The sequence below is a fragment of the Pseudomonas sp. KBN10P06128 genome (assembly GCF_037574945.1).
Taxonomy (GTDB): Bacteria; Pseudomonadota; Gammaproteobacteria; order Pseudomonadales; family Pseudomonadaceae; genus Pseudomonas; species Pseudomonas aeruginosa.
Window position 1 is genome coordinate 2,109,003 of the sequence record NZ_JBBELR010000001.1, and the last position, 23,723, is coordinate 2,132,725.

Annotated in this window: 22 protein-coding genes; 17 read left to right on the forward strand and 5 right to left on the reverse strand. The window is 63.5% G+C overall.

Annotated features, from left to right (window positions below; genetic code table 11):
• Nucleotides 1–209: 209 nt before the first annotated feature.
• The 3 genes from VQ065_RS10055 (at nucleotide 210) to VQ065_RS10065 (ending at nucleotide 4,213) form a co-directional block, all read left to right on the forward strand.
• Nucleotides 210–827 carry a fimbrial protein gene (locus tag VQ065_RS10055; RefSeq protein WP_003086231.1) on the forward strand — a complete coding sequence of 206 codons (618 nt, stop codon included), beginning with the start codon at nucleotides 210–212 and terminating at the stop codon, nucleotides 825–827.
• Nucleotides 828–884: 57 nt separating this feature from the next.
• Entirely contained in the window at nucleotides 885–1,598 is a 714-nt protein-coding gene (locus VQ065_RS10060) for a fimbrial biogenesis chaperone (RefSeq protein WP_003086233.1), read from the forward strand.
• Nucleotides 1,599–1,693: 95 nt separating this feature from the next.
• Nucleotides 1,694–4,213 carry a fimbria/pilus outer membrane usher protein gene (locus tag VQ065_RS10065; RefSeq protein ID WP_003086235.1) on the forward strand — a complete coding sequence of 840 codons (2,520 nt, stop codon included), beginning with the start codon at nucleotides 1,694–1,696 and terminating at the stop codon, nucleotides 4,211–4,213.
• A gap of 79 nt (nucleotides 4,214–4,292) precedes the next feature.
• Here VQ065_RS10065 and VQ065_RS10070 read toward each other — a convergent pair whose 3' ends face one another.
• On the reverse strand, nucleotides 4,293–4,814 hold the full coding sequence (locus VQ065_RS10070; RefSeq protein WP_003086236.1) for a methylated-DNA--[protein]-cysteine S-methyltransferase: 522 nt from the start codon (nucleotides 4,812–4,814) through the stop codon (nucleotides 4,293–4,295).
• A 558-nt stretch (nucleotides 4,815–5,372) separates the two neighbouring features.
• Between VQ065_RS10070 and pqsA the strand changes: the two genes are divergently transcribed.
• From pqsA to phnB, 7 genes are all read left to right on the forward strand, one after another.
• Nucleotides 5,373–6,926 (forward strand): anthranilate--CoA ligase, encoded by a 1,554-nt coding sequence (gene pqsA, locus VQ065_RS10075; protein WP_340080393.1) that lies wholly within the window; start codon nucleotides 5,373–5,375, stop codon nucleotides 6,924–6,926.
• On the forward strand, nucleotides 6,920–7,771 hold the full coding sequence (pqsB, locus tag VQ065_RS10080) for a 2-heptyl-4(1H)-quinolone synthase subunit PqsB (RefSeq protein WP_003086240.1): 852 nt from the start codon (nucleotides 6,920–6,922) through the stop codon (nucleotides 7,769–7,771). Before pqsA ends, pqsB begins: the two co-directional genes overlap by 7 nt.
• Nucleotides 7,764–8,810, forward strand: coding sequence for a 2-heptyl-4(1H)-quinolone synthase subunit PqsC (gene pqsC, locus VQ065_RS10085; protein WP_003086243.1), 1,047 nt, complete (start codon nucleotides 7,764–7,766; stop codon nucleotides 8,808–8,810). The genes pqsB and pqsC overlap by 8 nt, the downstream gene beginning before the upstream one ends.
• Nucleotides 8,811–8,852: 42 nt before the next feature.
• Nucleotides 8,853–9,866 carry an anthraniloyl-CoA anthraniloyltransferase gene (pqsD, locus tag VQ065_RS10090; protein ID WP_003086245.1) on the forward strand — a complete coding sequence of 338 codons (1,014 nt, stop codon included), beginning with the start codon at nucleotides 8,853–8,855 and terminating at the stop codon, nucleotides 9,864–9,866.
• Entirely contained in the window at nucleotides 9,860–10,765 is a 906-nt protein-coding gene (gene pqsE / locus VQ065_RS10095) for a 2-aminobenzoylacetyl-CoA thioesterase PqsE (protein WP_003086247.1), read from the forward strand. The genes pqsD and pqsE overlap by 7 nt, the downstream gene beginning before the upstream one ends.
• A gap of 116 nt (nucleotides 10,766–10,881) precedes the next feature.
• Nucleotides 10,882–12,474 (forward strand): anthranilate synthase component 1, encoded by a 1,593-nt coding sequence (locus VQ065_RS10100; protein ID WP_003140752.1) that lies wholly within the window; start codon nucleotides 10,882–10,884, stop codon nucleotides 12,472–12,474.
• Nucleotides 12,452–13,054: an anthranilate synthase component II gene (gene phnB / locus VQ065_RS10105; protein WP_003086250.1), complete on the forward strand. Its 603-nt coding sequence runs from the start codon at nucleotides 12,452–12,454 to the stop codon at nucleotides 13,052–13,054. The genes VQ065_RS10100 and phnB overlap by 23 nt, the downstream gene beginning before the upstream one ends.
• Here the strand turns inward: phnB and mvfR are convergent.
• The gene (gene mvfR, locus VQ065_RS10110) at nucleotides 13,007–14,005 is read right to left on the reverse strand and encodes a multiple virulence factor transcriptional regulator MvfR (RefSeq protein WP_003086252.1); all 999 of its coding nucleotides are present in this window, start codon (nucleotides 14,003–14,005) and stop codon (nucleotides 13,007–13,009) included. The two genes, phnB and mvfR, sit on opposite strands and share 48 nt — an antisense overlap.
• Before the next feature lie 749 nt (nucleotides 14,006–14,754).
• Between mvfR and nadA the strand changes: the two genes are divergently transcribed.
• Entirely contained in the window at nucleotides 14,755–15,813 is a 1,059-nt protein-coding gene (nadA, locus tag VQ065_RS10115; protein WP_003086254.1) for a quinolinate synthase NadA, read from the forward strand.
• Nucleotides 15,814–15,921: 108 nt separating this feature from the next.
• On the opposite strand, the gene VQ065_RS10120 is transcribed toward nadA, so the two are convergent.
• Nucleotides 15,922–17,355: a tetratricopeptide repeat protein gene (locus VQ065_RS10120; protein WP_003086256.1), complete on the reverse strand. Its 1,434-nt coding sequence runs from the start codon at nucleotides 17,353–17,355 to the stop codon at nucleotides 15,922–15,924.
• Nucleotides 17,356–17,517: 162 nt separating this feature from the next.
• Here VQ065_RS10120 and VQ065_RS10125 point away from each other — a divergent pair, with 162 nt between their 5' ends.
• Both VQ065_RS10125 and VQ065_RS10130 read left to right on the forward strand, forming a co-directional pair.
• Nucleotides 17,518–17,769, forward strand: coding sequence for a sulfurtransferase TusA family protein (locus VQ065_RS10125; protein WP_003086258.1), 252 nt, complete (start codon nucleotides 17,518–17,520; stop codon nucleotides 17,767–17,769).
• A gap of 33 nt (nucleotides 17,770–17,802) precedes the next feature.
• Nucleotides 17,803–18,876, forward strand: coding sequence for an AI-2E family transporter (locus VQ065_RS10130; RefSeq protein WP_003086260.1), 1,074 nt, complete (start codon nucleotides 17,803–17,805; stop codon nucleotides 18,874–18,876).
• A gap of 60 nt (nucleotides 18,877–18,936) precedes the next feature.
• Here the strand turns inward: VQ065_RS10130 and VQ065_RS10135 are convergent, their stop codons facing one another.
• Nucleotides 18,937–19,410, reverse strand: coding sequence for a peroxiredoxin (locus tag VQ065_RS10135; RefSeq protein WP_003086262.1), 474 nt, complete (start codon nucleotides 19,408–19,410; stop codon nucleotides 18,937–18,939).
• Nucleotides 19,411–19,421: 11 nt separating this feature from the next.
• Entirely contained in the window at nucleotides 19,422–19,979 is a 558-nt protein-coding gene (locus VQ065_RS10140; RefSeq protein ID WP_003086267.1) for a glycine cleavage system protein R, read from the reverse strand.
• 183 nt (nucleotides 19,980–20,162) lie between these two features.
• On the opposite strand from VQ065_RS10140, the gene dapA reads away from it, so the two are divergent.
• The 4 genes from dapA to purC are packed head-to-tail and all read left to right on the forward strand — an operon-like array spanning nucleotide 20,163 to nucleotide 23,685.
• Nucleotides 20,163–21,041, forward strand: coding sequence for a 4-hydroxy-tetrahydrodipicolinate synthase (gene dapA, locus VQ065_RS10145; protein WP_003086270.1), 879 nt, complete (start codon nucleotides 20,163–20,165; stop codon nucleotides 21,039–21,041).
• A gap of 17 nt (nucleotides 21,042–21,058) precedes the next feature.
• A complete protein-coding gene (gene bamC, locus VQ065_RS10150) occupies nucleotides 21,059–22,249 on the forward strand; it encodes an outer membrane protein assembly factor BamC (protein WP_003086271.1) in 1,191 nt (396 codons plus the stop codon).
• A complete protein-coding gene (locus VQ065_RS10155) occupies nucleotides 22,188–22,946 on the forward strand; it encodes an MBL fold metallo-hydrolase (RefSeq protein ID WP_003086273.1) in 759 nt (252 codons plus the stop codon). Before bamC ends, VQ065_RS10155 begins: the two co-directional genes overlap by 62 nt.
• Nucleotides 22,947–22,974: 28 nt before the next feature.
• Complete coding sequence (purC, locus tag VQ065_RS10160; protein WP_003086275.1) at nucleotides 22,975–23,685, forward strand: phosphoribosylaminoimidazolesuccinocarboxamide synthase; 711 nt, start codon at nucleotides 22,975–22,977, stop codon at nucleotides 23,683–23,685.
• Nucleotides 23,686–23,723: the final 38 nt, after the last annotated feature.

Here is a 23,723-nt window from a genome sequence, read left to right on the forward strand (position 1 = left end):
GTTGGTGGCAGCGAGCTTGTGGTGTCGGAGGGTTTTTAACTACGAGGTTTTTGGCGCTTGTAGGAAACTTCATACAAGCACTGGGGAAGTTTCACACGATTGCCTGGGAAGTGCTTCGTTGTCGTTCTATTCGGCTTTTCGGAGAATGTTGCTGGCTCTTATAGAGTTCAAAAATCGCAACACTTTCACTGTCAAAAGGAAGCTCAATCGTGTCCATTTCCATGAAAAGCATTCTGGCTGCCGCAGTAGCCAGCCTGGTCGTCGGCAATGCCATGGCGGCAGACGGCACCATCAATTTCAAAGGTGAAATCACCGCGGCCGCTTGCAGCATCACTGGAGGTGCTGGCACCACCGTTGGCGGTGCAGCGGGCAACCAGACCATCGACGTAAACCTCGGCAAGATCAGCATCGACTCGCTGAGCGGCACCGCGGGCGGCAGCATCGCTGGTGGTACCAGCCTGAATCTGAACCTGGACTGTGGCAAGACCGGTACCGGTCTGACCACCGTGAAGCTGAAGTTCGACCCGATGTCCGGTACCGGCATCGATTCGCACAACGAAAGCCTGCTGAAGCTTGGTAAAGACTCCACTGCCACTGGCGTCGGTATTGGCATCTATGGTTCCGATGGCAAGCTGCTGAACCTGTCGGCGAACGAGACCATTGATGCACCCTTGAATTCCAGGGTTGAAAAAGATGGCGAAGGCCAAGACATCACCCTTTACAGCGCCAATCTGAATCTGCGGGCTGCTTACGTAAAGTCTGGCGCTGCGGCCGCTACGGCAGGTGTTGCCAACGGCTCCCTGCCCTTCACCCTGGAATACAACTAAGTTCTGCTACATGGGCGGGGTATGTATATACCCCGCTCCATGAGGTGTGAGTTCGTCATGAAATATCCATTTTCTTCCAGAGTTATCTGGGGTGGCATCCTTTTGCTTTTTTCCACCCTTGCCAATGCGGGAATCACACTGGGAGGAACCCGGGTCGTTCTGCAGGCGCCTGCCAAGGAGGCTGCAATCCTGGTCAGGAACCAGGCTTCCAAGGACGTGATGATTCAATCCTGGGTAGAGGCTGATAATGGGGCAGATAATCGCGAGGTCCCGTTTGCCATCACGCCTGCCCTAAGTCGTTTGGGAGGCAACAAGCAGCAAACCCTGCGTATCCTGTTTCAAGGGGAAGGCTTGCCGAGCGACAGGGAATCCGTATTCCGCCTGAACGTCCAGGAAATTCCGCAAAAATCTGCGTCGGCTAATACGTTGCAGATAGCTTTGCGCCAGCGTATCAAGGTCTTCTACCGCCCCGATAACTTGTCGGGAACTTCCGCCGAAGCGCCTGGAAAGTTGATCTGGCGTCTTGTTCGGCAGGGAGGTAAGACGGTTGTCGAAGTTTCCAACGATACTGCGTTTCATGTCTCTTTCGCCAACGTGAAATTAAAAGCTGGCAATGCCTCCTATGTCGTTGATGCCGACATGGTCGCGCCGAAGTCGAGTCGCCGATTCGAAATCAAGGGAACTCCCCCCGGCGTTTCTGGAAATATCGAGTTCCAGAGCGTAAATGACTATGGCGGCCTCGATAAACATTCCAGCTCCTTATCCGACTGAAGCTCAGAAGAGCAGAAGGGCAGAAGAGCTGCTCTTAACTTCCCCTATGGATGGGTTTTTCCGGTTTGTCGGAAATTAGTCCAAGGAATATTCGCGTGGCCATATTTAGGAAAAGGTTCGACCTCAAGGTGTCCGTCTATTCCAGGTCTTCCTGTCTCGTGGCCTTGGGATTGGCTTTGCCTGCCGTAACTTCCGCGGTGGAATTCAACGCCGAGTTCCTGAACAACGAGGGCGGGGCGCCCGTTGAACTGAAGTATTTCGAGAACGGCAACTCGGTGTCGCCCGGCACTTACAGCGTCGACATTCATTTGAACCAGATCATGATCCGACGCGAAGATGTCGTGTTCAGTGCCGATCCCGACACCGGAAGCGTTCGCCCGATCATTCGGATGGGCCTGCTCAAGGAGATTGGGGTCGATATCGCCCGGCTGACTCGGGACAAGCTCATTCCGGCCAACCTGGAAAACAATACGCCCCTGAATGTCGCCGAACTCATCCCCGGTGCATCCGTAGAGTTCGACGTCAACAGCCTTTCCCTGCTGGTCAGCATTCCACAGCTGTATGTACAGCGGCACTCGCGTGGCTATGTGGATCCCTCTCTTTGGGATGACGGCGTCACCGCGTTGTTTTCCAACTACCAGGCCAACTTCACGCGCAACACCAATTTTGGCCAGAACAGCGATTACCGCTACCTGGGTCTGCGCAACGGCTTCAACCTGTTTGGCTGGCGCCTGCGCAACGACTCTTCCCTGAGCGGAGGTACCGGCATGCGCAACAAGTTCAGTAGCAACCGTACCTATGTGGAACGTGACATTCGTGCCCTGAAGGGGACCTTGTCCCTCGGTGAGTTGTATACCTCCGCTCAGGGGGATGCTTTCGAGAGCGTGCGTATGCGCGGCGTGCAACTGCAATCCGATATCGGCATGCTGCCCGACAACGAGATCAGCTATACCCCGGTGGTGCGCGGTATCGCTGAAACCAATGCGACGGTCGAGGTGAGCCAGAATGGCTTCGTGATCTATTCCACCAACGTACCGCCCGGTGCGTTCGAGATCACCGACATCTATCCCAGCGGCTCCAATGGTGACCTGGAGATCAAGATCATCGAGGCGGACGGACGCCAGCGGTCCTTCAAGCAGTCCTATTCCTACCTGCCGGTCATGACCCGCAAGGGGAACCTGCGCTATGGCCTGGCCGCCGGTGAATACCATAATGACGGCCAGCCGTCGGTCAACCTGCTCCAGGGATCGGCTGTGTATGGCTTGTCCGACAGGGTTACCGGCTTTGGCGGCCTGCTGGCTGCGAAGAAGTACAATGCCACCAACCTGGGCCTCGGCTTCAACACGCCCCTGGGCGGTCTTTCTGCGGACGTGACCCATAGCCAGTCCCGCACGCGACGGGGTGGGCGCAACCAGGGGCAGAGTCTGCGGCTTCTCTATTCCAAGACCATCAACGCCACCGAAACCAGCTTTACCGTGGTGGGCTATCGCTATTCCACGGAAGGCTACCGTACTCTCAGCCAACATATCGACGACATGTCCGACGAGAGCTACCTCTATGGCTCAAGTTCCAGTCGGCAGAAGAGCCGCATAGACCTGACGGTGAACCAGACGCTGTTCCGACGCAGTTCGCTCTATCTCACGGCGGGCGAAACCACATATTGGAATCGCCCCGGCAGCAGCCGTCGCGTGCAGTTCGGCTTCAGCAGCGGCATCAAGCGCGCGAGCTACAGCCTGGCGGTTTCCCGTACCCAGGAGACGGGGTCGTTCGGGCGCTCCGATACCCAGTTCACGGCCTCCGTCAGCATCCCCTTGGGCGGTAGCGCACGCTCCAGTCAGGTATATGCCAATGCCGTGAGTTCACAGCATGGTGATTCGAGTCTGAACACCGGTATCTCCGGATACCTGGATGAAGCCAATGCGTTCAACTACAGCGCACAGGCCAACTACAGCAAGGACGGCGGCAACTCCGGCAGCGTCGGCCTGGGTTGGGACACGTCCAAGGCCAAGTTGTCCGCCAATTACAGCCAGGGGCGTGACAACAAGCAGATCAACCTGGGAGCAAGCGGTTCGGTAGTGGTGCATCCGGGGGGAGTGACCTTCGGCCAGCCGGTGGGGGAAACGTTCGGCCTGGTGGAGGTTCCGGAGGTTGGCGGCGTCGGCCTCGACGGCTACTCTTCGGTTCGCACCGACGGCCGTGGCTATGCCGTGCTCCCCTACATGCAACCCTATCGTTACAACTGGGTGAACCTGGATACCAATACCCTTGGAAGCGATACCGAGATCAGCGACAGCACGCAAATGGCCGTGCCGACCCGGGGCGCCGTGGTTGCCAAGCGTTTCTCCGCGGAGTCCGGTCGGCGGGTGCAGTTCGTCCTGAGCATGGAGTCTGGAGGAAAGATTCCCTTCGGTGCACAGGCATACGACAAGGAAGAGCGGGTCGTGGGAATGGTCGACAACCTGTCCCGTTTGCTGGTGTTCGGTATCGAGGACCAGGGGCGCCTGTCCATTCGCTGGAGCGATGGCTCCTGTTCCGTCGACTATCAGTTGCCGCCCAGGAACAAGGACCTGACGTACGAACGAGTTGCGCTCAGTTGCCGTCGGTCCTCGATCTGAAATGTCCCCGCTGCAGTCGGGTCAAGTCAAAAGGCGAGGATTTTTCCGGTGAACACCGGGCGCGAGGGCAAGCGGCAGCTCACTCGTCCTCGATCATGCTCAACAGGTCTGGTGTCCTGCCTCGGGTTTCCAAACGCAGCAACCACTGCTTGGCGGCCAACCCACCGGCGAAACCGGTGAGGCCGCCAGAGGCTCCGATCACCCTATGGCAAGGTGCAACAATGGACAGTGGGTTCCGTCCGTTGGCGGCTCCAACCGCCCGTACTGCGTTGGGGCTGCCGATCTGCACGGCTATTTCCGTATAGCTGCGGGTCTCGCCGAATGGAATGGTGAGCAGGGCGGACCAGACCTTTTTCTGAAATTCGGTACCTTGGAAGTCGAGCGGGAGTTCGAACCGGGAACGTTTGCCGGAAAAATATTCCCGCAACTGGCGTTCGGTTTCCGCCAGGAGGGAGCTGTCCTCGGAGAGGCGCATCTCGTCCAGCGGTACTCGGTTGGGACGCTCATGCTGCCAAAGAATCGCGACCAGAAAGGCATCGTCCCTGGCTACCAGGGTCAGTGTGCCGACCGGCGATTCCATTTTCCTGTAGCTATGGGGCATGTAGGTGTCCTCTTCGGCAGGATCGCCCAGTGTACTACGCAATGGGATTTCAACAGGGAGGCCTGCAAATGGCAGGTGAGACGGGGTGGAGCGCTATCGGCCCGATGGATGGCCGCTCGCTTCCAGGCATGCCGTCGCCCCCGTGGAGCCCAGGCCGAGCGCCTCGAACTGTGAGATCTGGGAGGCGATTTGCCGAGCAAAGTGGGTTGTCATTGGTTTGCCATCTCATGGGTTCGGACGCGGCCTCGAGCAAGGGTTGTAACGGTTTTTGTCTGGCCGATGGGGCTCTTGCGTAAAGAGGCTGCCGCCCTTCTTGCTTGGTTGCCGTTCTCGGATCCCGCGCAGTCCGGTGGGTGTGCCAAATTTCTCGCGGTTTGGATCGCGCCGATTGCCGCGGCCTACGAAGCCCGTGGTTCTTCTCCCCGAAACTTTTTCGTTCGGACTCCGAATATCGCGCTTCGCCCAGCGCCGCTAGTTTCCCGTTCCTGACAAAGCAAGCGCTCTGGCTCAGGTATCTCCTGATTCGGATGCATATCGCTGAAGAGGGAACGTTCTGTCATGTCCACATTGGCCAACCTGACCGAGGTTCTGTTCCGCCTCGATTTCGATCCCGATACCGCCGTTTATCACTATCGGGGCCAGACTCTCAGCCGGCTGCAATGCCGGACCTACATTCTCTCCCAGGCCAGCCAACTGGCCCGCCTGCTCAAGCCCGGCGATCGCGTGGTGCTGGCGTTGAACGACTCGCCTTCGCTGGCCTGCCTGTTCCTGGCCTGCATCGCGGTCGGCGCCATTCCCGCCGTGATCAACCCCAAGTCCCGCGAGCAGGCCCTGGCCGATATCGCTGCCGACTGCCAGGCCAGCCTGGTGGTACGTGAAGCCGATGCACCGTCGCTGAGCGGTCCTTTGGCGCCGTTGACCCTGCGTGCGGCCGCCGGTCGCCCTTTGCTCGACGATTTCTCGCTGGACGCGCTGGTCGGCCCTGCGGACCTCGATTGGAGTGCCTTCCATCGCCAGGACCCGGCGGCAGCCTGTTTCCTGCAATACACCTCGGGTTCCACCGGGGCGCCCAAGGGGGTGATGCACAGCCTGCGCAACACGCTCGGATTCTGTCGGGCGTTCGCTACGGAGTTGCTGGCATTGCAGGCGGGAGACCGGCTGTATTCGATTCCCAAGATGTTCTTCGGCTATGGCATGGGCAACAGCCTGTTCTTTCCCTGGTTCAGCGGAGCCTCGGCGCTGCTCGACGATACCTGGCCGAGCCCGGAGCGCGTCCTGGAGAACCTGGTCGCCTTCCGCCCCCGGGTCCTGTTTGGGGTGCCAGCCATCTATGCCTCGCTGCGTGCGCAGGCCAGGGAGCTGTTGAGCAGCGTGCGCCTGGCGTTTTCCGCCGGCTCGCCGCTGCCGCGCGGCGAGTTCGAATTCTGGGCCGCGCACGGGCTGGAGATCTGCGACGGCATCGGGGCTACCGAGGTCGGCCATGTGTTCCTCGCCAACCGCCCGGGGCAGGCGCGTGCCGACAGCACCGGGCTGCCGTTGCCTGGCTATGAGTGCCGGCTGGTGGACCGCGAAGAACACACTATCGAGGAAGCGGGCCAGCAAGGCGTGCTGTTGGTGCGTGGCCCTGGGCTGAGTCCGGGTTACTGGCGGGCCAGCGAAGAGCAGCAGGCGCGCTTCGCAGGTGGCTGGTATCGCACCGGCGACCTGTTCGAGCGCGACGAGTCGGGTGCCTACCGCCACTGTGGGCGGGAAGACGATCTGTTCAAGGTGAATGGCCGCTGGGTGGTGCCGACCCAGGTCGAGCAGGCGATCTGCCGTCATCTGCCGGAAGTGAGCGAGGCGGTTCTGGTTCCTACCTGCCGGCTGCACGACGGCTTGCGTCCGACCCTGTTCGTCACCCTGGCCACTCCGCTGGACGACAACCAGATCCTGCTGGCGCAGCGTATCGACCAGCATCTCGCCGAACAGATTCCCTCGCACATGCTGCCTAGCCAATTGCATGTGCTGCCGGCCTTGCCGCGCAACGACAACGGCAAGTTGGCGCGCGCCGAGCTGCGCCACCTGGCCGACACCCTTTATCACGACAACCTTCCGGAGGAACGGGCATGTTGATTCAGGCTGTGGGGGTGAACCTGCCCCCATCCTATGTGTGTCTGGAGGGGCCGCTGGGAGGCGAACGCCCTCGCGCCCAGGGCGACGAGATGCTGATGCAGCGCTTGCTGCCGGCGGTTCGCGAAGCCCTGGACGAGGCGGCGGTCAAGCCCGAGGAGATCGACCTGATCGTCGGCCTCGCCCTGTCTCCCGACCATCTGATCGAGAACCGCGACATCATGGCGCCGAAGATCGGCCATCCGTTGCAGAAGATCCTCGGCGCGAATCGCGCGCATGTCTTCGACCTCACCGACTCGAGCCTGGCTCGCGCCCTCTACGTGGTCGATACCCTCGCCAGCGACCAGGGCTATCGCAACGTCCTGGTCGTGCGCGGCGAATCCAGCCAGGGATTGGAAGTGGACAGCGAGTCTGGCTTCGCCCTTGCCGACGGCGCCCTGGCGCTGCTCTGCCGGCCGACCGGCAAGGCCGCGTTCCGTCGCGGTGCGCTGGGCGGTGATCCGGCGCAGGAATGGCTGCCGCTGAGCATTCCGCTGAATACCGATATTCGCCAGGTAGGCGACGTCAAGGGACACCTCAACCTGCCGGCCCAACCCGGATTGCCCGAAGCGGTACGCGATGGATTCACCCGTCTGGCCGGAGACTTCCCGCAACTGAACTGGGTGCGCGAGGAATGGTTCGGCCAGGGGCGGCCCGATGGTCGTTGCCTGGGGCCGTTCGAACTGGCGTCGCAACTGCGCGCGGCGCAGCGCGACCGTCTGGATGAACTGCTGCTGATCAGCTTCGATCCGTTCGGCATGGTGGTGGAGGGCGTGACCCTGGAACTGGCGGGAGAAGTTCATGCATAAGGTCAAACTGGCAGCGATCACCTGTGAACTTCCGGCTCGCAGCTACGAAAACGACGATCCGGTGTTCGCCGCGGTACCGGACCTCAGCGAGTCCTGGTGGCAATTCTGGGGCGTCAATCGGCGGGGCTATTTCGACCCGCGGAACGGTGAGAACGAGTTCAGCCTGGTGGTCCGGGCCGCCGAGCGCCTGCTGCGCAGCAGCGATACCGCGCCGGATAGCGTGGACATGCTGATCTGTTCGGCTTCCTCGCCGATCATGACCGACGCCGGCGATGTCCTGCCGGACCTGCGCGGGCGTCTCTATCCGCGCATGGCCAACGTGCTGTCCAAGCAGCTCGGCCTGAGCCGGGCGCTGCCATTGGATTCGCAGATGGAGTGCGCCAGCTTCCTGCTCAACCTGCGCCTGGCAGCGAGCATGATCCGCCAGGGCAAGGCCGAGAAAGTGCTGGTGGTGTGCAGCGAGTACATCTCCAACCTGCTCGACTTTACCTCGCGTACCTCGACCCTGTTCGCCGATGGCTGCGCGGTGGCCCTGCTGACCCGCGGCGACGACGACAGCTGCGATCTGCTGGCTTCGGCCGAACACAGCGACGCCACGTTCTATGAAGTGGCCACCGGTCGCTGGCGCCTGCCGGAAAACCCGACCGGCGAGGCCAAGCCGCGGCTGTATTTCTCGTTGTTCAGCGACGGCCAGAACAAGATGGCCAGCTTCGTCCCGACCAACGTGCCGATCGCGATGCGCCGGGCGTTGGAAAAGGCCGGCCTGGGCAGCGATGACATCGATTATTTCGTCTTCCACCAGCCAGCGCCGTTCCTGGTCAAGGCCTGGGCCGAGGGCATCGGTGCCCGTCCGGAGCAGTACCAGCTGACGATGGGCGATACCGGCGTGATGATCTCCGTTTCCATCCCGTACACCCTGATGGCCGGCCTGCGCGAGGGCAAGATCCGCCCCGGCGATCGTATCGTCATGGCCGGCGCAGCCACCGGCTGGGGTTTCGCCGCCCAGGTCTGGCAATTGGGCGAGGTGCTGGTGTGCTGAGGCATCGCCATGTTGAACCACGGTGTCCGAGGAGGGCTGTACATGGGTAATCCGATCCTGGCCGGGCTGGGTTTCAGCCTGCCGAAACGCCAGGTCAGCAATCATGACCTGGTAGGGCGCATCAACACGTCGGATGAGTTCATCGTTGAACGCACCGGCGTACGCACCCGCTATCACGTCGAGCCGGAACAGGCGGTCAGCGCGCTGATGGTACCGGCGGCGCGCCAGGCCATCGAGGCTGCCGGGCTGCTGCCGGAGGACATCGACCTGTTGCTGGTGAACACCCTGTCGCCGGACCACCACGACCCGTCCCAGGCCTGCCTGATCCAGCCGCTGCTGGGCCTGCGGCACATCCCGGTGCTGGATATCCGGGCACAGTGCAGCGGGTTGCTGTACGGCTTGCAGATGGCTCGCGGGCAGATCCTCGCCGGGCTGGCACGGCATGTCCTGGTGGTCTGCGGCGAGGTGCTGTCCAAGCGCATGGACTGTTCGGACCGCGGCCGCAACCTGTCGATCCTGCTCGGCGACGGTGCCGGCGCGGTGGTGGTCAGCGCCGGCGAGAGTCTCGAAGACGGACTGCTGGACCTGCGCCTGGGCGCCGACGGCAACTACTTCGACCTGCTGATGACCGCGGCGCCGGGTAGTGCCTCGCCGACCTTCCTTGATGAGAACGTCCTGCGCGAGGGCGGGGGCGAGTTCCTCATGCGCGGCCGGCCGATGTTCGAGCATGCCAGCCAGACCCTGGTACGGATCGCCGGCGAAATGCTCGTGGCCCATGAGCTGACCTTGGACGACATCGACCATGTGATCTGCCATCAACCGAACCTGCGCATCCTCGATGCGGTGCAGGAGCAACTGGGCATTCCCCAGCACAAGTTCGCGGTGACCGTGGATCGTCTGGGCAACATGGCTTCGGCCTCGACCCCGGTCACGCTGGCGATGTTCTGGCCGGACATCCAGCCCGGACAGCGGGTGCTGGTCCTGACCTACGGTTCCGGCGCGACCTGGGGCGCGGCGCTGTACCGTAAACCTGAGGAGGTGAACCGGCCATGTTGAGGCTTTCGGCTCCCGGTCAACTGGATGATGACCTGTGCCTGTTGGGGGACGTCCAGGTGCCGGTGTTTCTGCTGCGTCTCGGTGAGGCGAGCTGGGCGCTGGTTGAAGGAGGGATCAGCCGGGATGCCGAATTGGTTTGGGCGGACCTGTGCCGCTGGGTCGCCGATCCGTCCCAGGTGCACTACTGGCTGATCACCCACAAGCACTACGACCACTGCGGCCTGCTGCCCTACCTGTGTCCGCGGCTGCCGAACGTACAGGTCCTGGCGTCCGAGCGGACCTGCCAGGCCTGGAAGTCGGAAAGCGCGGTGCGGGTGGTCGAGCGCTTGAACCGGCAACTGTTGCGTGCGGAGCAGCGGTTGCCCGAGGCCTGTGCCTGGGACGCTCTGCCGGTTCGCGCGGTGGCCGACGGCGAGTGGCTGGAGCTGGGACCGCGGCATCGCCTGCAGGTCATAGAGGCCCACGGCCACAGCGACGATCACGTGGTTTTCTACGACGTGCGACGCCGACGCCTGTTCTGCGGCGATGCCCTGGGCGAGTTCGACGAGGCAGAGGGGGTGTGGCGGCCGCTGGTGTTCGACGACATGGAGGCTTACCTGGAGTCCCTGGAACGTCTGCAGCGTCTGCCGACCCTGCTGCAACTGATCCCGGGACACGGCGGCCTGCTGCGGGGGCGGCTGGCCGCGGATGGGGCCGAGTCGGCCTATACCGAGTGTCTGCGCCTGTGCCGGCGGTTGCTCTGGCGCCAGTCCATGGGCGAGTCCCTCGACGAACTGAGCGAGGAGCTGCACCGCGCCTGGGGTGGGCAGAGCGTCGACTTCCTGCCCGGCGAACTGCACCTGGGGAGCATGCGCCGGATGCTGGAGATTCTCTCCCGCCAGGCGCTGCCTCTGGACTGAGGCGGGACATCCATTGCGGCGATCGCCGCCGACGGCAGCGGTCGCAATTGGGGGAAAAGGGGGTTATCGATGATGAACATGCCGTTGCGCGCTAGCGTCGCGCAGGCCAGTCGCCCATGGGCGCGGGGAGATGGCTCGTGAGCGGGGTTGGCTATCGACTGGAAGAAAGTCTGGAGTACCGCACGCTGGTGCCGGAGGCGCTGTCGATCTGGCGCATGGCCGGCGCCAACCGGATGCTGTTCGACTGCTTCGACGTGGACAGCAAGGCTGCGCGGCGTAGCGTGGCGATCCTTTCCAGCTGCCTGCGCATCGAGTGCTGGGGGCGCGATGTAGTGCTGCGGGCGTTGAACGCCAACGGACGCGCCTTGCTGGCACCGTTGAGCGAGGCCTGTCCGGCCCAGGTCACCTGCTTGCGTGACGGCGACACCCTGCACTGGCGCTTCCCCCAGGAAGAGTCGCAGGCGGACGAGTGGCGACGCCTGCATGGCCTGTCCAGCCTGGAGGCGCTGCGCCGCGTGCTCGGAACGCTGGGCGACGCGGAGGAGCCTGCGCTGCTGGGCGGCCTGTTCAGTTTCGACCTGGCCGAGCAGTTCGAACCCTTGCCGGCGCCGGCCGAACCTGCGCGGCATTGCCCGGACTACCTGTTCCTGGTGCCGGAGTTGCTGCTGGATATCGATCACCTGGCGCGCCGGACTTCGCTGCAGGCGTTCGTCCACGATCCGGCCGGGCACGACCGGTTGGCCGCCAGCCTGCGCCAGTGTGCCGACGAATTCCATGGCGCCGTGGAGGAGGCTTCCGAGTCGCCGGTGGCAGGCGTACGGGCCGGCAACTACCAGGTCGACCTGGACGATGCGAGCTTTGCCCGCCAGGTAGAGCGCCTGCAGGCCCACGTGAGGGCCGGCGACGTGTTCCAGATCGTACCGTCGCGCAGCTTCAGCATGCCGTGCGCGGACCCCTGGCGGGCCTATCGCCAGTTGTGCCTGCGCAACCCCAGCCCGTACCGCTTCTTCCTCGATGCGGGGGACTTCTGCCTGTTCGGCGCTTCGCCGGAGTCGGCATTGAAGTACGACGCGGAGAGTCGCGAGGTGGAACTCTATCCCATCGCCGGCACTCGCCCGCGCGGACGCGATGCCCGGGGCGCCATCGATGCGGAACTGGACAATCGCCTGGAAGCGGAGTTGCGCCTGGACGCCAAGGAGATCGCCGAGCACATGATGCTGGTCGACCTGGCGCGCAACGATCTGGCGCGGGTCTGCCGCAGCGGTACCCGGCAGGTGCGCGACATGCTCAAGGTCGATCGCTACAGCCACGTGATGCACCTGGTCTCGCGCGTGGCTGGCGAACTGCATGGCGAACTGGATGCGCTGCATGCCTACCGTGCCTGCCTGAACATGGGCACCCTGGTCGGTGCGCCGAAGGTCCGTGCCATGCAGTTGCTGCGGCAGTACGAGGATGGCTATCGCGGCAGCTACGGTGGCGCGATCGGCATTCTCGACAGCGCCGGCAACCTCGATACCAGCATCGTCATCCGCTCCGCCGAGGTCCGCGAAGGTATCGCGCGGGTCCGGGCAGGCGCCGGCGTGGTGCTGGATTCGGATCCACGGCTGGAGGCCGAGGAAACCCGCAACAAGGCGCTGGCGGTGCTGACCGCCGTGGCCGCTGCCGAACGCGAAAGGGGAGAGCGCGATGCGCATCACGCTGTTGGATAACTTCGATTCCTTCACCTACAACCTGGTTGAGCAGTTCTGCCTGCTCGGCGCGGAGGTCCGGGTGATGCGCAACGATACGCCGTTGCCGACGATCCAGGCGGCATTGCTGGCCGACGGTTGCGAACTGCTGGTGCTGTCGCCGGGGCCCGGTCGGCCGGAAGACGCCGGCTGCATGCTGGAATTGCTCGCCTGGGCCCGCGGGCGCTTGCCGGTGCTCGGCGTCTGCCTCGGCCACCAGGCGCTGGCGCTGGCCGCCGGTGGCGCGGTGGGCGAGGCGAGGAAACCGCTGCATGGCAAGAGCACGTCCCTGCGTTTCGATCAGCATCACCCGCTGTTCGACGGCATCGCTGACCTGCGCGTCGCGCGCTACCACTCGCTGGTGGTCAGTCGCCTGCCGGAAGGTTTCGACTGCCTGGCCGATGCCGATGGTGAGATCATGGCGATGGCCGATCCGCGCAATCGACAGCTGGGCTTGCAGTTCCATCCCGAGTCGATTCTCACCACCCACGGCCAGCGTCTGCTGGAGAACGCTCTACTCTGGTGCGGCGCGCTGGCGGTACGCGAGCGCCTTCGGGCCTGAGCGGCGCTGCACCGTTTCGACGATGCTCGGTTGCCAGGCCGGCGCATCGTCGAAACGCTGGCGGCCCAGTTCGCGCAGGCGCTGGCGGGCGCTTTCGAGAAAGCGCAGGAAGCTGCGCTCGGATTCCAGCGCGGTGTTGTAGTAGCAATACACCTTGGTGTCGATGCCGCCCGGTTCGTAGAGTTCGCTGAGGACTGCCAGGGTACCGTTGCGCAGGCGTTCCTCGACGAAATAATGCGGCGCGATGCCCCATCCGACGCCGGCTTCCACCAGACGCAGCATGTCGTCGAAGTTTTCCACGAAGAGCACCTTGTCGCTGACCGGCCGCAGCAGGTTCGAATGCTGCCCGGAGCGGCTGCCGAGGCTGATCTGCCGGTAATTGGCCAGGCTCGCGATGCTGTGCAGGGAGGCATTGCACAACGGGTGCTGCGGATGGGCGACGACGAACGCCTTGGTGTAGCCGAGCACGCACTGGTTGAAGCGGGAGATCTTCAGTTCCTCGTCGATGGTGATGGCGATATCGATTTCCGCGTTGTCCTGCTTGATCGTCGCCAGGCTATCGGCGGGCGAGGTGCGTATCAGGCTGACCATGTTGAAATCGTCGAGCAGTACGCTGCTCACCGTATCGCAGAACGACGGCGGGATGGCGGTGTCCAGCAGCACCCGGAGATTGCGCGGACCCTTGTTGAGATTGAAGGCGATGTCGCCGATCAGCTGCTGGTAGTTCAGCAGGCTGCGCATGTAAGGGATCAGGCGAAGCGCCTGCTCGGTGGGTTCGACCTTGTAGCCGTCCCGACGGACCAGCTCCACGCACAGGTCGATTTCCAGGTTGCTGACCGCCGAGCTGACCGCGGTGTGCGACTTGCGCAGGATCCGCGCAGCGGAGGAAATCGAACCGGAGGCGATGACCTGGAGGAACATGTTCACGTGATTCAGGTTATGAATAGGCATCCCTTATTCCTTTTATTGGGTGGCGCGTGCCGCTTCCCTTGATCGGGTCAGGTTGCCGCTACTGTGGAAGAAGCGTCGAGGACTCGATAGATAGCGCCCGAGTGTTTCAACTTGTCTTCTGGATGACGTTTTCATCGGGGAAACCTCCCGTCGGTCAGTGAAGCGCAAGGGCTGGCGTGCGAGGGTGGAATCGGCCGCCGGCTCGCTTTCTGCGCGGCGGGCGCACGGCACGGGGAGTCGTCGTTTTGGAGGTGAGGGATGACGGCTCTGTTTCAGGATATTTTTATAATTATGTGAAAGAAGAGCTTATTTCAACGAAATATGTTTCATATTGCTCGTAAATTCGACGAAAAGAAAATCCGGATATTTACCGGTTATTTAACGCTAATACCAAGGGCCTAATACCAAAGTATTAACGCTGGCATGCCGGCATGTCGTGTTCGGTCGTGGAGTGAGCCGAGCTAGGGACGGTTCTAAGAAACGAAAAAATTATGTCGCGTAGGTCTAACGACCGAAACCTATGTCTTTTGTTAGCGTAGCCACCGGCCAGGCCGGTACGGACGCCGGGATGGCCCTGGCGCGACCTATGCGGTTAGAATCCGCGGCCTTGCAGGCGGATACCCCGAGCTTCGCTCGAGGGTGTCGCGGGTGCCGTGCCCGAAACCTGCAATCGTCAGCTCCCGGCGGTCCAGCCTGCCGCCGGGTATAAAATCGAGAGACGCGCTGTTGCGCCTTCAGGTGTAGCGACTATGACGCACATTTCCGAACGACTCCTGGTCCAGGCCCACCTGGCCGCCAAGCAACCCCGCGTGTTGAGCGAGCAGGAGAGCGCCGAGCATCGCGCGGCGATCGCGGCCGAACTGAAGGCGCAGAACGCGGTACTGGTGGCGCATTACTACTGCGATCCGGTGATCCAGGCGTTGGCCGAGGAGACCGGCGGTTGCGTATCCGATTCGCTGGAGATGGCCCGTTTCGGCAACCAGCATCCGGCGCAGACGGTGGTCGTGGCTGGGGTGCGCTTCATGGGCGAGACGGCGAAGATCCTCAACCCTGAGAAGCGCGTGCTGATGCCGACCCTCGAAGCGACCTGCTCGCTCGACCTGGGCTGCCCGGTGGATGAGTTCTCGGCATTCTGCGACCAGCACCCGGAACGGACCGTGGTGGTCTATGCGAACACCTCCGCGGCGGTGAAGGCACGCGCCGACTGGGTCGTGACCTCCAGTTGCGCGGTGGAGATCGTCGAACACCTGATGGACAACGGCGAGCCTATCCTCTGGGCACCGGACCAGCACCTGGGACGCTACATCCAGCGCGAGACGGGGGCCGACATGCTTCTCTGGGACGGCGCCTGCATCGTCCACGAGGAGTTCAAGGCCAAGCAGCTGGAAGACATGAAGGCGCTCTACCCGGACGCCGCCATCCTGGTCCACCCCGAATCGCCGGAAAGCGTGGTCGCGCTGGCCGATGCCGTGGGCTCGACCAGCCAGTTGATCAAGGCCGCGCAGACCCTGCCGAACAAGACCTTCATCGTCGCCACCGATCGCGGCATCTTCTACAAGATGCAGCAGCTGTGCCCGGAAAAGGATTTCATCGAGGCCCCCACCGCCGGCAACGGCGCCGCCTGCCGCAGTTGCGCGCACTGCCCGTGGATGGCGATGAACACGCTCGAGCGGACCCTGGCCTGCCTGCGCGAGGGCAGCGGGGAAATCTTCGTCGACCCGGCGTTGATCCCGCGGGCGGTCCGTCCGCTCAAGCGCATGCTCGACTTCACCCAGGCCGCGCGCCTGCGCCAGGCCGGGAACGCCTGAACCTGGCGAGGGCGTCCCGCTGCGTAGGGCGAGTAAGCGCGGTGCGGTTGTTCGCCCAACCCCCTGTTTCGACGAGCATCGCCGGGCGTTTTTCCTCGGATACGCCGTTCAGCGGAACATTTCCTTGACCATCTTTTCCTGCTGGCGAATTTCCTGCTGGCGGGCGTCGAGTCGCGCAGCCAGTTGGAAGTTGCCGCCAGCGCGGCGCTTGGCGAAATCGAGCTGCTCGATGGCGGCCTGGTAGTCGCCGGTCAGAGACAGGTACTCGGCCCGGGCCTGGTGCACGCCGATGGCGTTGTTGGTCAGGCTGCGCACCTCGGCCAGGCGGTTCCAGACATCCGGGTCCAGCGGCCGCGCCTTGCTCAGGTCGTCGAGGATCTTCTCCGATTCCTGCGGCTTGCTCATCTTCAGCATCAGGTCGGCGCGCACCTGTTTCAGCGGGTAGCTACTGGGGAACTGGGCGAGCATCTTCTTCAACCGCTGGTCGGCATCCGGCAGGCGGTTGGCGGTGATGTCCAGCTCGACCTGGGCCAGGTTGTAGGCGACGTCGTTGGGTGCCTTCGCCAGCAATTGCCTGAGGTTGTCACGGGCATCGTTGAGCTGGCCGATGCGCGTCTGCGAGATGGCCAGTCCGTAGCGCGCGGCATCCAGCTTGGGATTGTCGTTGAGCATGGCGCGGAAGCGCTTGCCGGCCATCCCCGGGGTTTCCTCGAAGAGCAACTGGGTGCGCGCGCGCATCTGCTGGTAGCGCAGGCTGTCTTCCTTGCCGCCCTGGGGATACTGTTCGGCGCGGTTGCGGGTGTCGGCGATACGCGATTCGGTGACCGGGTGGGTGAGGAGGAACTCCGGCGGCTTGCCGTCGTAGCGGTACTGCCGCGCCAGGCGCTCGAACATGTTCGGCATCGAGCGCGGATCGTAACCGGCGCGAACCATGTTGGTGACGCCGACGCGGTCGGCTTCCTGCTCGTTCTGCCGGGAAAAGCGCAACTGGTTCTGGATCGCCGCCGCCTGGGTCCCGGCGATCGCCGCGATACCCGCATCCCCTGCGCCGGCGGCCGCGGCGACGATGCCGGCGAGCATCGCTGCCATCACCGGCAGTTGCATGCGCTGCTGTGCCTCGATGCCGCGGGCGAAGTGGCGCTGGATCAGGTGGCCGAGTTCGTGGGCCAGCACCGCGGCATACTCGCCTTCGGTCTGGGCGTTGAGCAGTAGCCCGCCGTTGACCCCGATCACGCCGCCGGGCGCGGCGAAGGCGTTGATCTGTGCGTCGCGGATGAGGATGAAGGCCAGCCGGTGGTCCTGCAGGTCGCTGGTTTCGGCCAGCCGGTAGACGCTGCTTTCGACGAAGTCCTTGAGCTGCGGGTCGGAGATCGCATCGACCTGGTTGCGCAGCATGCTCAGCCAGGCGCGGCCCAGCTGGAACTCCTGCTCCGGCGAAACGATCGAGGAAGATGCGTCGCCCAGGGAGGGCAGATCGTCCGACATGACCGGCGAAGCGAGCATGCAGGCGAGCGTCAACAGGGCAGGGCGCAGTACATTCATGCAGGAGGCTCAGGTTGGCAAAGGCCTTACTTTAGCCGTTGGTTATCGGCACTGCCTAGGTATCTGCCCGAGACCCGAAGCTGTTGGACTTCGAGCGCCGTTTCAACTGGCCAGCGGCGGATAGGCTTGGGTATGCTTGTCGGCCCTTCGGGAGAGGCTGTCATGACGGATAACGATTCATCCCCCCTGGTATGTGACGCGGAGCTGGATGCCAGTGGTCTCAATTGTCCGCTGCCCCTGCTAAAGGCCAAGCTGGAGCTGAACCGCCTGCCCAGCGGCGGGGTGCTCAAGGTGATCGCCACCGATGCCGGGTCGCAGCGAGACTTCCGGGCCTTCGCCCAGCTCGCCGGCCATGAACTGCTGCGCGAAGAGGCCGCCGAAGGCGTCTATCGATACTGGCTGCGCAAGCGTTAGCGGAGCCTTCGCCGTTCCGATTCAGGATTTCCGATGATCAAGGTGTTACGCGACTGGATGCAGCGCTACTTCTCCGACGAGGAGGCAGTGGTGCTGGCGATCATGCTGGTGCTCGGCTTCAGCGTCATCCTCGCCTTCGGCGGGATGCTCGCGCCGGTACTGGCGGCGATGGTGATCGCCTTCCTGATCCAGGGCGTGGTCGGCATGCTGGAACGCTTCCGGGTGCCCCACCTGTTCGCCGTGTGGCTGGTCTACAGCCTGTTCCTCGGCTTGCTGGCGCTGTTCCTGGTGGTCCTGCTGCCGCTGCTCTGGCAGCAATTGTTCACCCTGTTCAACGAACTGCCGCGGATGCTCGGCGAATGGCAGAGCGTGCTGCTGATGCTGCCCGAGCGCTATCCCAGCCTGATCAGCGAGGAGCAGGTGCTCAAGGCCATCGAGACCGCGCGCGGCGAATTTGGCCAGATCGGCCAGTGGGCGCTGACCTCGTCGCTGGCCAGCCTGCCGGTGGTGGTGAACGTCATGATCTACCTGGTGCTGGTGCCGATCCTGGTGTTCTTCTTCCTCAAGGACAAGAAGCGCTTCCATACCTGGTTCCACCGCTACCTGCCGCGCGAGCGCGGGCTGATGAAACAGGTCTGGGCCGAGATGAACCAGCAGATCGCCAATTACATTCGCGGCAAGGTCATCGAGATCGTCATTACCGGCGCGGTGACCTACATCGCCTTCGCCTACCTGGGGCTCAATTACGCGGCGCTGCTGGCCCTGCTGGTCGGCCTGTCGGTGGTGGTGCCGTACATCGGCGCGGTGGTGGTGAGCGTACCGGTGGCGATGATTGCTTTCTTCCAGTGGGGTTGGGGCGACCAGTTCATCTATCTGATGGTGGCCCACGCGATCATCCAGGCGCTGGATGGCAACGTGCTGGTGCCGCTGCTGTTCTCCGAGGCGGTGAACCTGCACCCGGTGGCGATCATCTGCGCGGTGTTGCTGTTCGGCGGGCTCTGGGGCTTCTGGGGCGTGTTCTTCGCGATCCCCCTGGCGACCCTGGTGAAAGCGGTGCTGGATGCCTGGCCCAAGGACCTTCCCGAGACTCTGGCAGCCACGCGATAGCATCGGCCGCATGAAAAATGAAAAAGGCCGCGGATGCGGCCTTTTTTTTCGGGGCGGGGCTCAGGCGCCGTTGAGCGCCTGGGCGGCGGCGAGAACCGCGTCGACATGCCCGGGCACCTTCACGCCGCGCCACTCCTGGCGCAGTACGCCGTCCCTGTCGATCAGGAAGGTGCTGCGGTCGACGCCCATGTATTCCTTGCCGTAGAGCTTCTTCAGCTTGATCACGTCGAACAGCTGGCAGACCGCTTCATCCTTGTCGCTGATCAGCTCGAAGGGGAATTCCTGTTTGCACTTGAAGTTCTCGTGGGACTTCAGGCCGTCGCGGGAGATGCCGAAGACCTCGGTATTGGCCTTCTGGAACGCCGCGTACTGGTCGCGGAAGCCCTGGCCCTCGGTGGTGCAACCGGGGGTGCTGTCCTTCGGGTAGAAGTACAGGACGACCTGCTTGCCCTTCAGCGCGGACAGGGTCACCTCCTTGCCGCTGGTTGCGGGGGCGGTGAAGTCGGGTACGGGTTTGTCGATTGCGACCGGCATGGCTCGGCTCCTCAGGGGTGTTGGGGGCGCCAGGGTTCGATCAGGGCATCCAGGTTCAGGGCGTCGGCGAAGTCCAGGAACTGGTCGCGCAGCCAGCTGATCTGGGTGCCGGCGGGCAGCGTCACGGTAATCGTGGCGTTGAGCATGGTGGTGTTGGTGTGCGGCGCCTGGTAGGTGTCGCAGGTCAGGTTCTCCAGCTCGATGTTGTGGTCGATGAAGAACTGGCAGAGTTCGTTGAGGATGTCCGGGCGATACACCGCGCTGACATAGGCCACGTAAGGCAACGCCTGGGCGCGGGTCACGTGGGCGTTGCTGCGGGTCATGCTGAGGGTGATGTCGCCGCGCTTGGTGAGGGCCGGCAGGCTGCCCTCGAGGCGGGCGAGGGCATCCCAGCTTCCGGAGATCTGCAGCACCAGGGCGCTGAACTCTCCGTGGCGGGTCAGGCGGCTGCTGACCACGGCGCAGCGGCTCTCGACGCAGGCGCGGCAGAGCAGGGTGGTCAGCTCCATCGGATTGGGGCCGAGGGCGCTGATCAGAAGGAATTGTTCGCGGGGTTGGCTGGTGGACATTCAACTTTCCTGGAATACGCTGGCGGCACGGGCCGTACCTAAAGCGGGAAGGGTAGCGAAAAGCGCCGCCGAGGGAAACGTCTGCCGCCTGTCAGCGGCTTCCGACGAGGTGGCGCTCGTCTTGTGCAAGGCCTGCCGCCGACAGTACCATTACCGCTTTAATTTCGCGGCAGGAGCGGTTGCATGATTGCGGGCAGTATGGTGGCACTGGTCACCCCCTTCGATGCTCAGGGTCGACTGGACTGGGACAGCCTCGCCAAGCTGGTGGACTTCCACTTGCAGGAAGGCACCAACGCCATCGTCGCCGTCGGCACCACCGGTGAATCGGCCACGCTGGACGTGGAAGAGCACATCCAGGTGATCCGTCGCGTGGTCGACCAGGTCAAGGGCCGCATCCCGGTGATCGCCGGCACCGGCGCCAACTCCACCCGCGAGGCGGTGGCGCTGACCGAGGCCGCGAAAAGCGGCGGCGCCGACGCCTGCCTGCTGGTGACGCCGTACTACAACAAGCCGACCCAGGAAGGCATGTACCAGCACTTCCGTCATATCGCCGAAGCCGTTGCGATCCCGCAGATCCTCTACAACGTGCCCGGGCGTACCTCCTGCGACATGCTTCCGGAGACCGTCGAGCGCCTGTCCAAGGTGCCGAACATCATCGGCATCAAGGAGGCCACCGGCGACCTGCAACGCGCCAAGGAAGTCATCGAGCGCGTCGGCAAGGACTTCCTCGTCTATTCCGGCGACGACGCCACTGCCGTCGAGCTGATGCTGCTGGGTGGCAAGGGCAACATCTCCGTGACCGCCAACGTCGCGCCGCGCGCCATGAGCGACCTGTGCGCCGCCGCCATGCGCGGCGACGCCGCTGCCGCGCGCGCCATCAACGACCGCCTGATGCCGCTGCACAAGGCGTTGTTCATCGAATCCAACCCCATTCCGGTGAAGTGGGCCCTGCATGAGATGGGTCTGATCCCCGAGGGCATCCGCCTGCCCCTGACCTGGCTCAGCCCGCGTTGCCACGAGCCGCTGCGTCAGGCCATGCGCCAGACCGGCGTATTGGCTTGATCAAGGAGCTCCACGCAATGAAGCGACTGGCTGGACTGACCGCCCTCGCCCTGGTTATCGGCAACACTTCCGGCTGCGGCTGGCTGTGGGGGCCGGAGGGCTATTTCCGCGACCGCGGCGACGACTACCTCGGCGCCCGCGAGACGCCTCCCATGCAATTGCCCGAAGGGGTGCACAGCAAGCCGCTCGATCCGCTGCTGCCGATTCCGCTGAACGTCGCCACCACCCACGAAAAAGAGGGTGAGTACGAGGTTCCGCGTCCGCAGCCGCTGGCCAACGCCGGCGACATCAGCGACTACAGCCTGCAGCGCAGCGGCGATAGCCGCTGGGTCGTGGCCCAGCGTCCGCCGGCGGAAGTCTGGCCGGTGGCCCGGCAGTTCTTCGAGGAGAACGGTTTCCGCATCGCCGACGAGCGCCCGCAGACCGGCGAGTTCAGTTCCGACTGGCAATCGCTGTCGCAGCTTTCCGCGCCGCTGGCACGCCGCCTTAGCAGCCGCGTGAGCGGTGTCGAGCCGGACGGCCAGGCACGGGTTCGGGTGCGTATCGAGCCCGGCGTGCAAAGCAATACCAGCGAGGTCTACGTGCTCAGCCAGACCCGCGCCGCCGGTGACACCAGCAGCCCGAGCTGGCCGAGCAAGTCGGTGGCGCCGAGCCTCGACGCGGCGCTGCTCGACGAGATGGTCGCGAGCATGGCGCGCAGCGCCGAGCAGGGCGGCTCGGTCTCCCTGCTGGCAGCCAACTCGATCTACGACACGCCCGGCACCTTCGAGTTGAGCAAGGACGGCAGCGGCAACCCGGTGCTGACCTTGCAATCCGACTTCGACCGCTCCTGGGTCAGCGTCGGGCGTGCCCTGGATAACGCCGATATCCGCGTCGACGACCTCAACCGCAGCCTTGGCGTGTACTACGTGAACATCGCCGAAGGGGCGAAGAAGCCCGACGAAGACAAGCCCGGGTTCTTCAGTCGCCTGTTCGGCGGCGGCGAGAAGACCAAGGAAGAGGAAGACGCCAAGGCGCAGCGCTACCAGGTCCGCCTGACCACCGTCAGCGACGCCGTGCAGGTCACCGTCGACAAGGACATCAACACCTCTGCGCCGGCCGATGTCGCGCAAAACGTACTGGAAAAACTCCAGGAGAGCATGCGCAATGCGGTTCGCGGTTCTGGGCAGCGGAAGCCGGGGCAATTCGGCCTTGGTGAGCAGTTCTGACACCCGGATACTGATCGATTGCGGCTTCCCGCTGCGTGAAATCATCAAGCGTCTGGCGCGCCTGGGGTTGAGCCCCGCGCAGCTGGACGCGATCCTGGTCACGCACGAACACGCCGATCACATCCATGGCGTCGAACTGCTGGCGCGGCATTACCAAATCCCGGTCTATCTCAGTGCGGGTACCCTGAGCGGCATGCGCCGCCCGGTGCACCCCGCCGAGCTGTTGAGGGCCGGCCAGCGCCTGGCGATCCGCGGGCTGGAAGTGCAGGTGGTTGGCGTCTCGCACGACGCCCGCGAGCCTACCCAGTTCGTGCTGTCCGACGGACAGCGGCGCTTCGGCATGCTCACCGATCTGGGAGTGGCCACGGCCGAGGTGCTGGAGTGCTATCGTGCGGTGGATGCTCTGGTGGTCGAGGCCAACCACGACAGCACGATGCTTGCCGGTGGCCCGTATCCCTATTTTCTCAAGGCCCGCGTAGGCGGTTCGCGAGGGCACTTGAACAACCATCAGTCCGCAGAACTGGTGAAGCAGCTGGATTGGGGTCGCATGCAGCACCTGGTGCTGGCCCATCTCAGCGAAAAGAACAACTCGCCGCAGCTGGCCCGGCAAACCTTCGTCGACACCCTCGGGTGCGATCCGGGCTGGCTGCAGGTGGCCGATCAGCATTCAGGCCTGGATTGGCGCGAGATCGCCTAGGCCCTATTACCCGTAAGCGGAGCCCATCATGGAAAAACGCGAAGAACTCTACCGCGGCAAAGCCAAGTCGGTTTACCAGACCGACGATGCCGATCGTCTCATCCTGCTGTTCCGCAACGACACCTCCGCCTTCGACGGCAAGCGCATCGAACAGCTCGATCGCAAGGGCGCGGTGAACAACAAGTTCAACGCCTTCATCATGCAGAAGCTGGAAGCTGCCGGCATTCCGACCCAGTTCGACAAGCTGCTGTCGGATACCGAGTGCCTGGTGAAGAAGCTCGACATGATCCCGGTCGAGTGCGTGGTGCGCAATTTCGCCGCCGGTAGCCTGGTGCGTCGTCTCGGCGTGGAAGAGGGCATCGCCCTGACTCCTCCCACCTTCGAGTTGTTCCTGAAGAACGACGCCCTGGGCGATCCGTTCATCAACGAATCCCACGTCCAGGCCTTCGGCTGGGCCACTCCCGAGCAACTGGCGCAGATGAAGACCTATTCCTTCAAGGTCAATGAAGTGCTGAACAAGCTGTTCGACGACGTCGGTCTGCTGCTGGTGGACTTCAAGCTGGAGTTCGGCCTGTTCCATGGCCAGATCGTCCTCGGCGATGAGTTTAGCCCGGACGGCTGCCGTCTGTGGGACAAGGAAACCCGCAAGAAGATGGACAAGGACCGCTTCCGCCAGGGCCTCGGCGATGTGATCGAAGCCTACGAAGAGGTAGCCAAGCGCCTGGGCGTGCCGCTTTAACCTCCTAACGCGCGCAACCATCTGAAAGAACGCGAAAA

Bases quoted from the DNA above. Each gene is read 5' to 3' on its own strand.
- VQ065_RS10060 (WP_003086233.1), top strand. From the start codon at position 885: ATGAAATATCCATTTTCTTCCAGAGTTATCTGGGGTGGCATCCTTTTG.
- VQ065_RS10070 (WP_003086236.1), bottom strand. From the start codon at position 4,814: ATGCCCCATAGCTACAGGAAAATGGAATCGCCGGTCGGCACACTGACC.
- pqsA (WP_340080393.1), top strand. From the start codon at position 5,373: ATGTCCACATTGGCCAACCTGACCGAGGTTCTGTTCCGCCTCGATTTC.
- pqsB (WP_003086240.1), top strand. From the start codon at position 6,920: ATGTTGATTCAGGCTGTGGGGGTGAACCTGCCCCCATCCTATGTGTGT.
- pqsC (WP_003086243.1), top strand. From the start codon at position 7,764: ATGCATAAGGTCAAACTGGCAGCGATCACCTGTGAACTTCCGGCTCGC.
- pqsD (WP_003086245.1), top strand. From the start codon at position 8,853: ATGGGTAATCCGATCCTGGCCGGGCTGGGTTTCAGCCTGCCGAAACGC.
- pqsE (WP_003086247.1), top strand. From the start codon at position 9,860: ATGTTGAGGCTTTCGGCTCCCGGTCAACTGGATGATGACCTGTGCCTG.
- VQ065_RS10100 (WP_003140752.1), top strand. From the start codon at position 10,882: ATGGGCGCGGGGAGATGGCTCGTGAGCGGGGTTGGCTATCGACTGGAA.
- phnB (WP_003086250.1), top strand. From the start codon at position 12,452: ATGCGCATCACGCTGTTGGATAACTTCGATTCCTTCACCTACAACCTG.
- mvfR (WP_003086252.1), bottom strand. From the start codon at position 14,005: ATGCCTATTCATAACCTGAATCACGTGAACATGTTCCTCCAGGTCATC.
- nadA (WP_003086254.1), top strand. From the start codon at position 14,755: ATGACGCACATTTCCGAACGACTCCTGGTCCAGGCCCACCTGGCCGCC.
- VQ065_RS10120 (WP_003086256.1), bottom strand. From the start codon at position 17,355: ATGAATGTACTGCGCCCTGCCCTGTTGACGCTCGCCTGCATGCTCGCT.
- VQ065_RS10125 (WP_003086258.1), top strand. From the start codon at position 17,518: ATGACGGATAACGATTCATCCCCCCTGGTATGTGACGCGGAGCTGGAT.
- VQ065_RS10130 (WP_003086260.1), top strand. From the start codon at position 17,803: ATGATCAAGGTGTTACGCGACTGGATGCAGCGCTACTTCTCCGACGAG.
- VQ065_RS10135 (WP_003086262.1), bottom strand. From the start codon at position 19,410: ATGCCGGTCGCAATCGACAAACCCGTACCCGACTTCACCGCCCCCGCA.
- VQ065_RS10140 (WP_003086267.1), bottom strand. From the start codon at position 19,979: ATGTCCACCAGCCAACCCCGCGAACAATTCCTTCTGATCAGCGCCCTC.
- dapA (WP_003086270.1), top strand. From the start codon at position 20,163: ATGATTGCGGGCAGTATGGTGGCACTGGTCACCCCCTTCGATGCTCAG.
- bamC (WP_003086271.1), top strand. From the start codon at position 21,059: ATGAAGCGACTGGCTGGACTGACCGCCCTCGCCCTGGTTATCGGCAAC.
- VQ065_RS10155 (WP_003086273.1), top strand. From the start codon at position 22,188: ATGCGGTTCGCGGTTCTGGGCAGCGGAAGCCGGGGCAATTCGGCCTTG.
- purC (WP_003086275.1), top strand. From the start codon at position 22,975: ATGGAAAAACGCGAAGAACTCTACCGCGGCAAAGCCAAGTCGGTTTAC.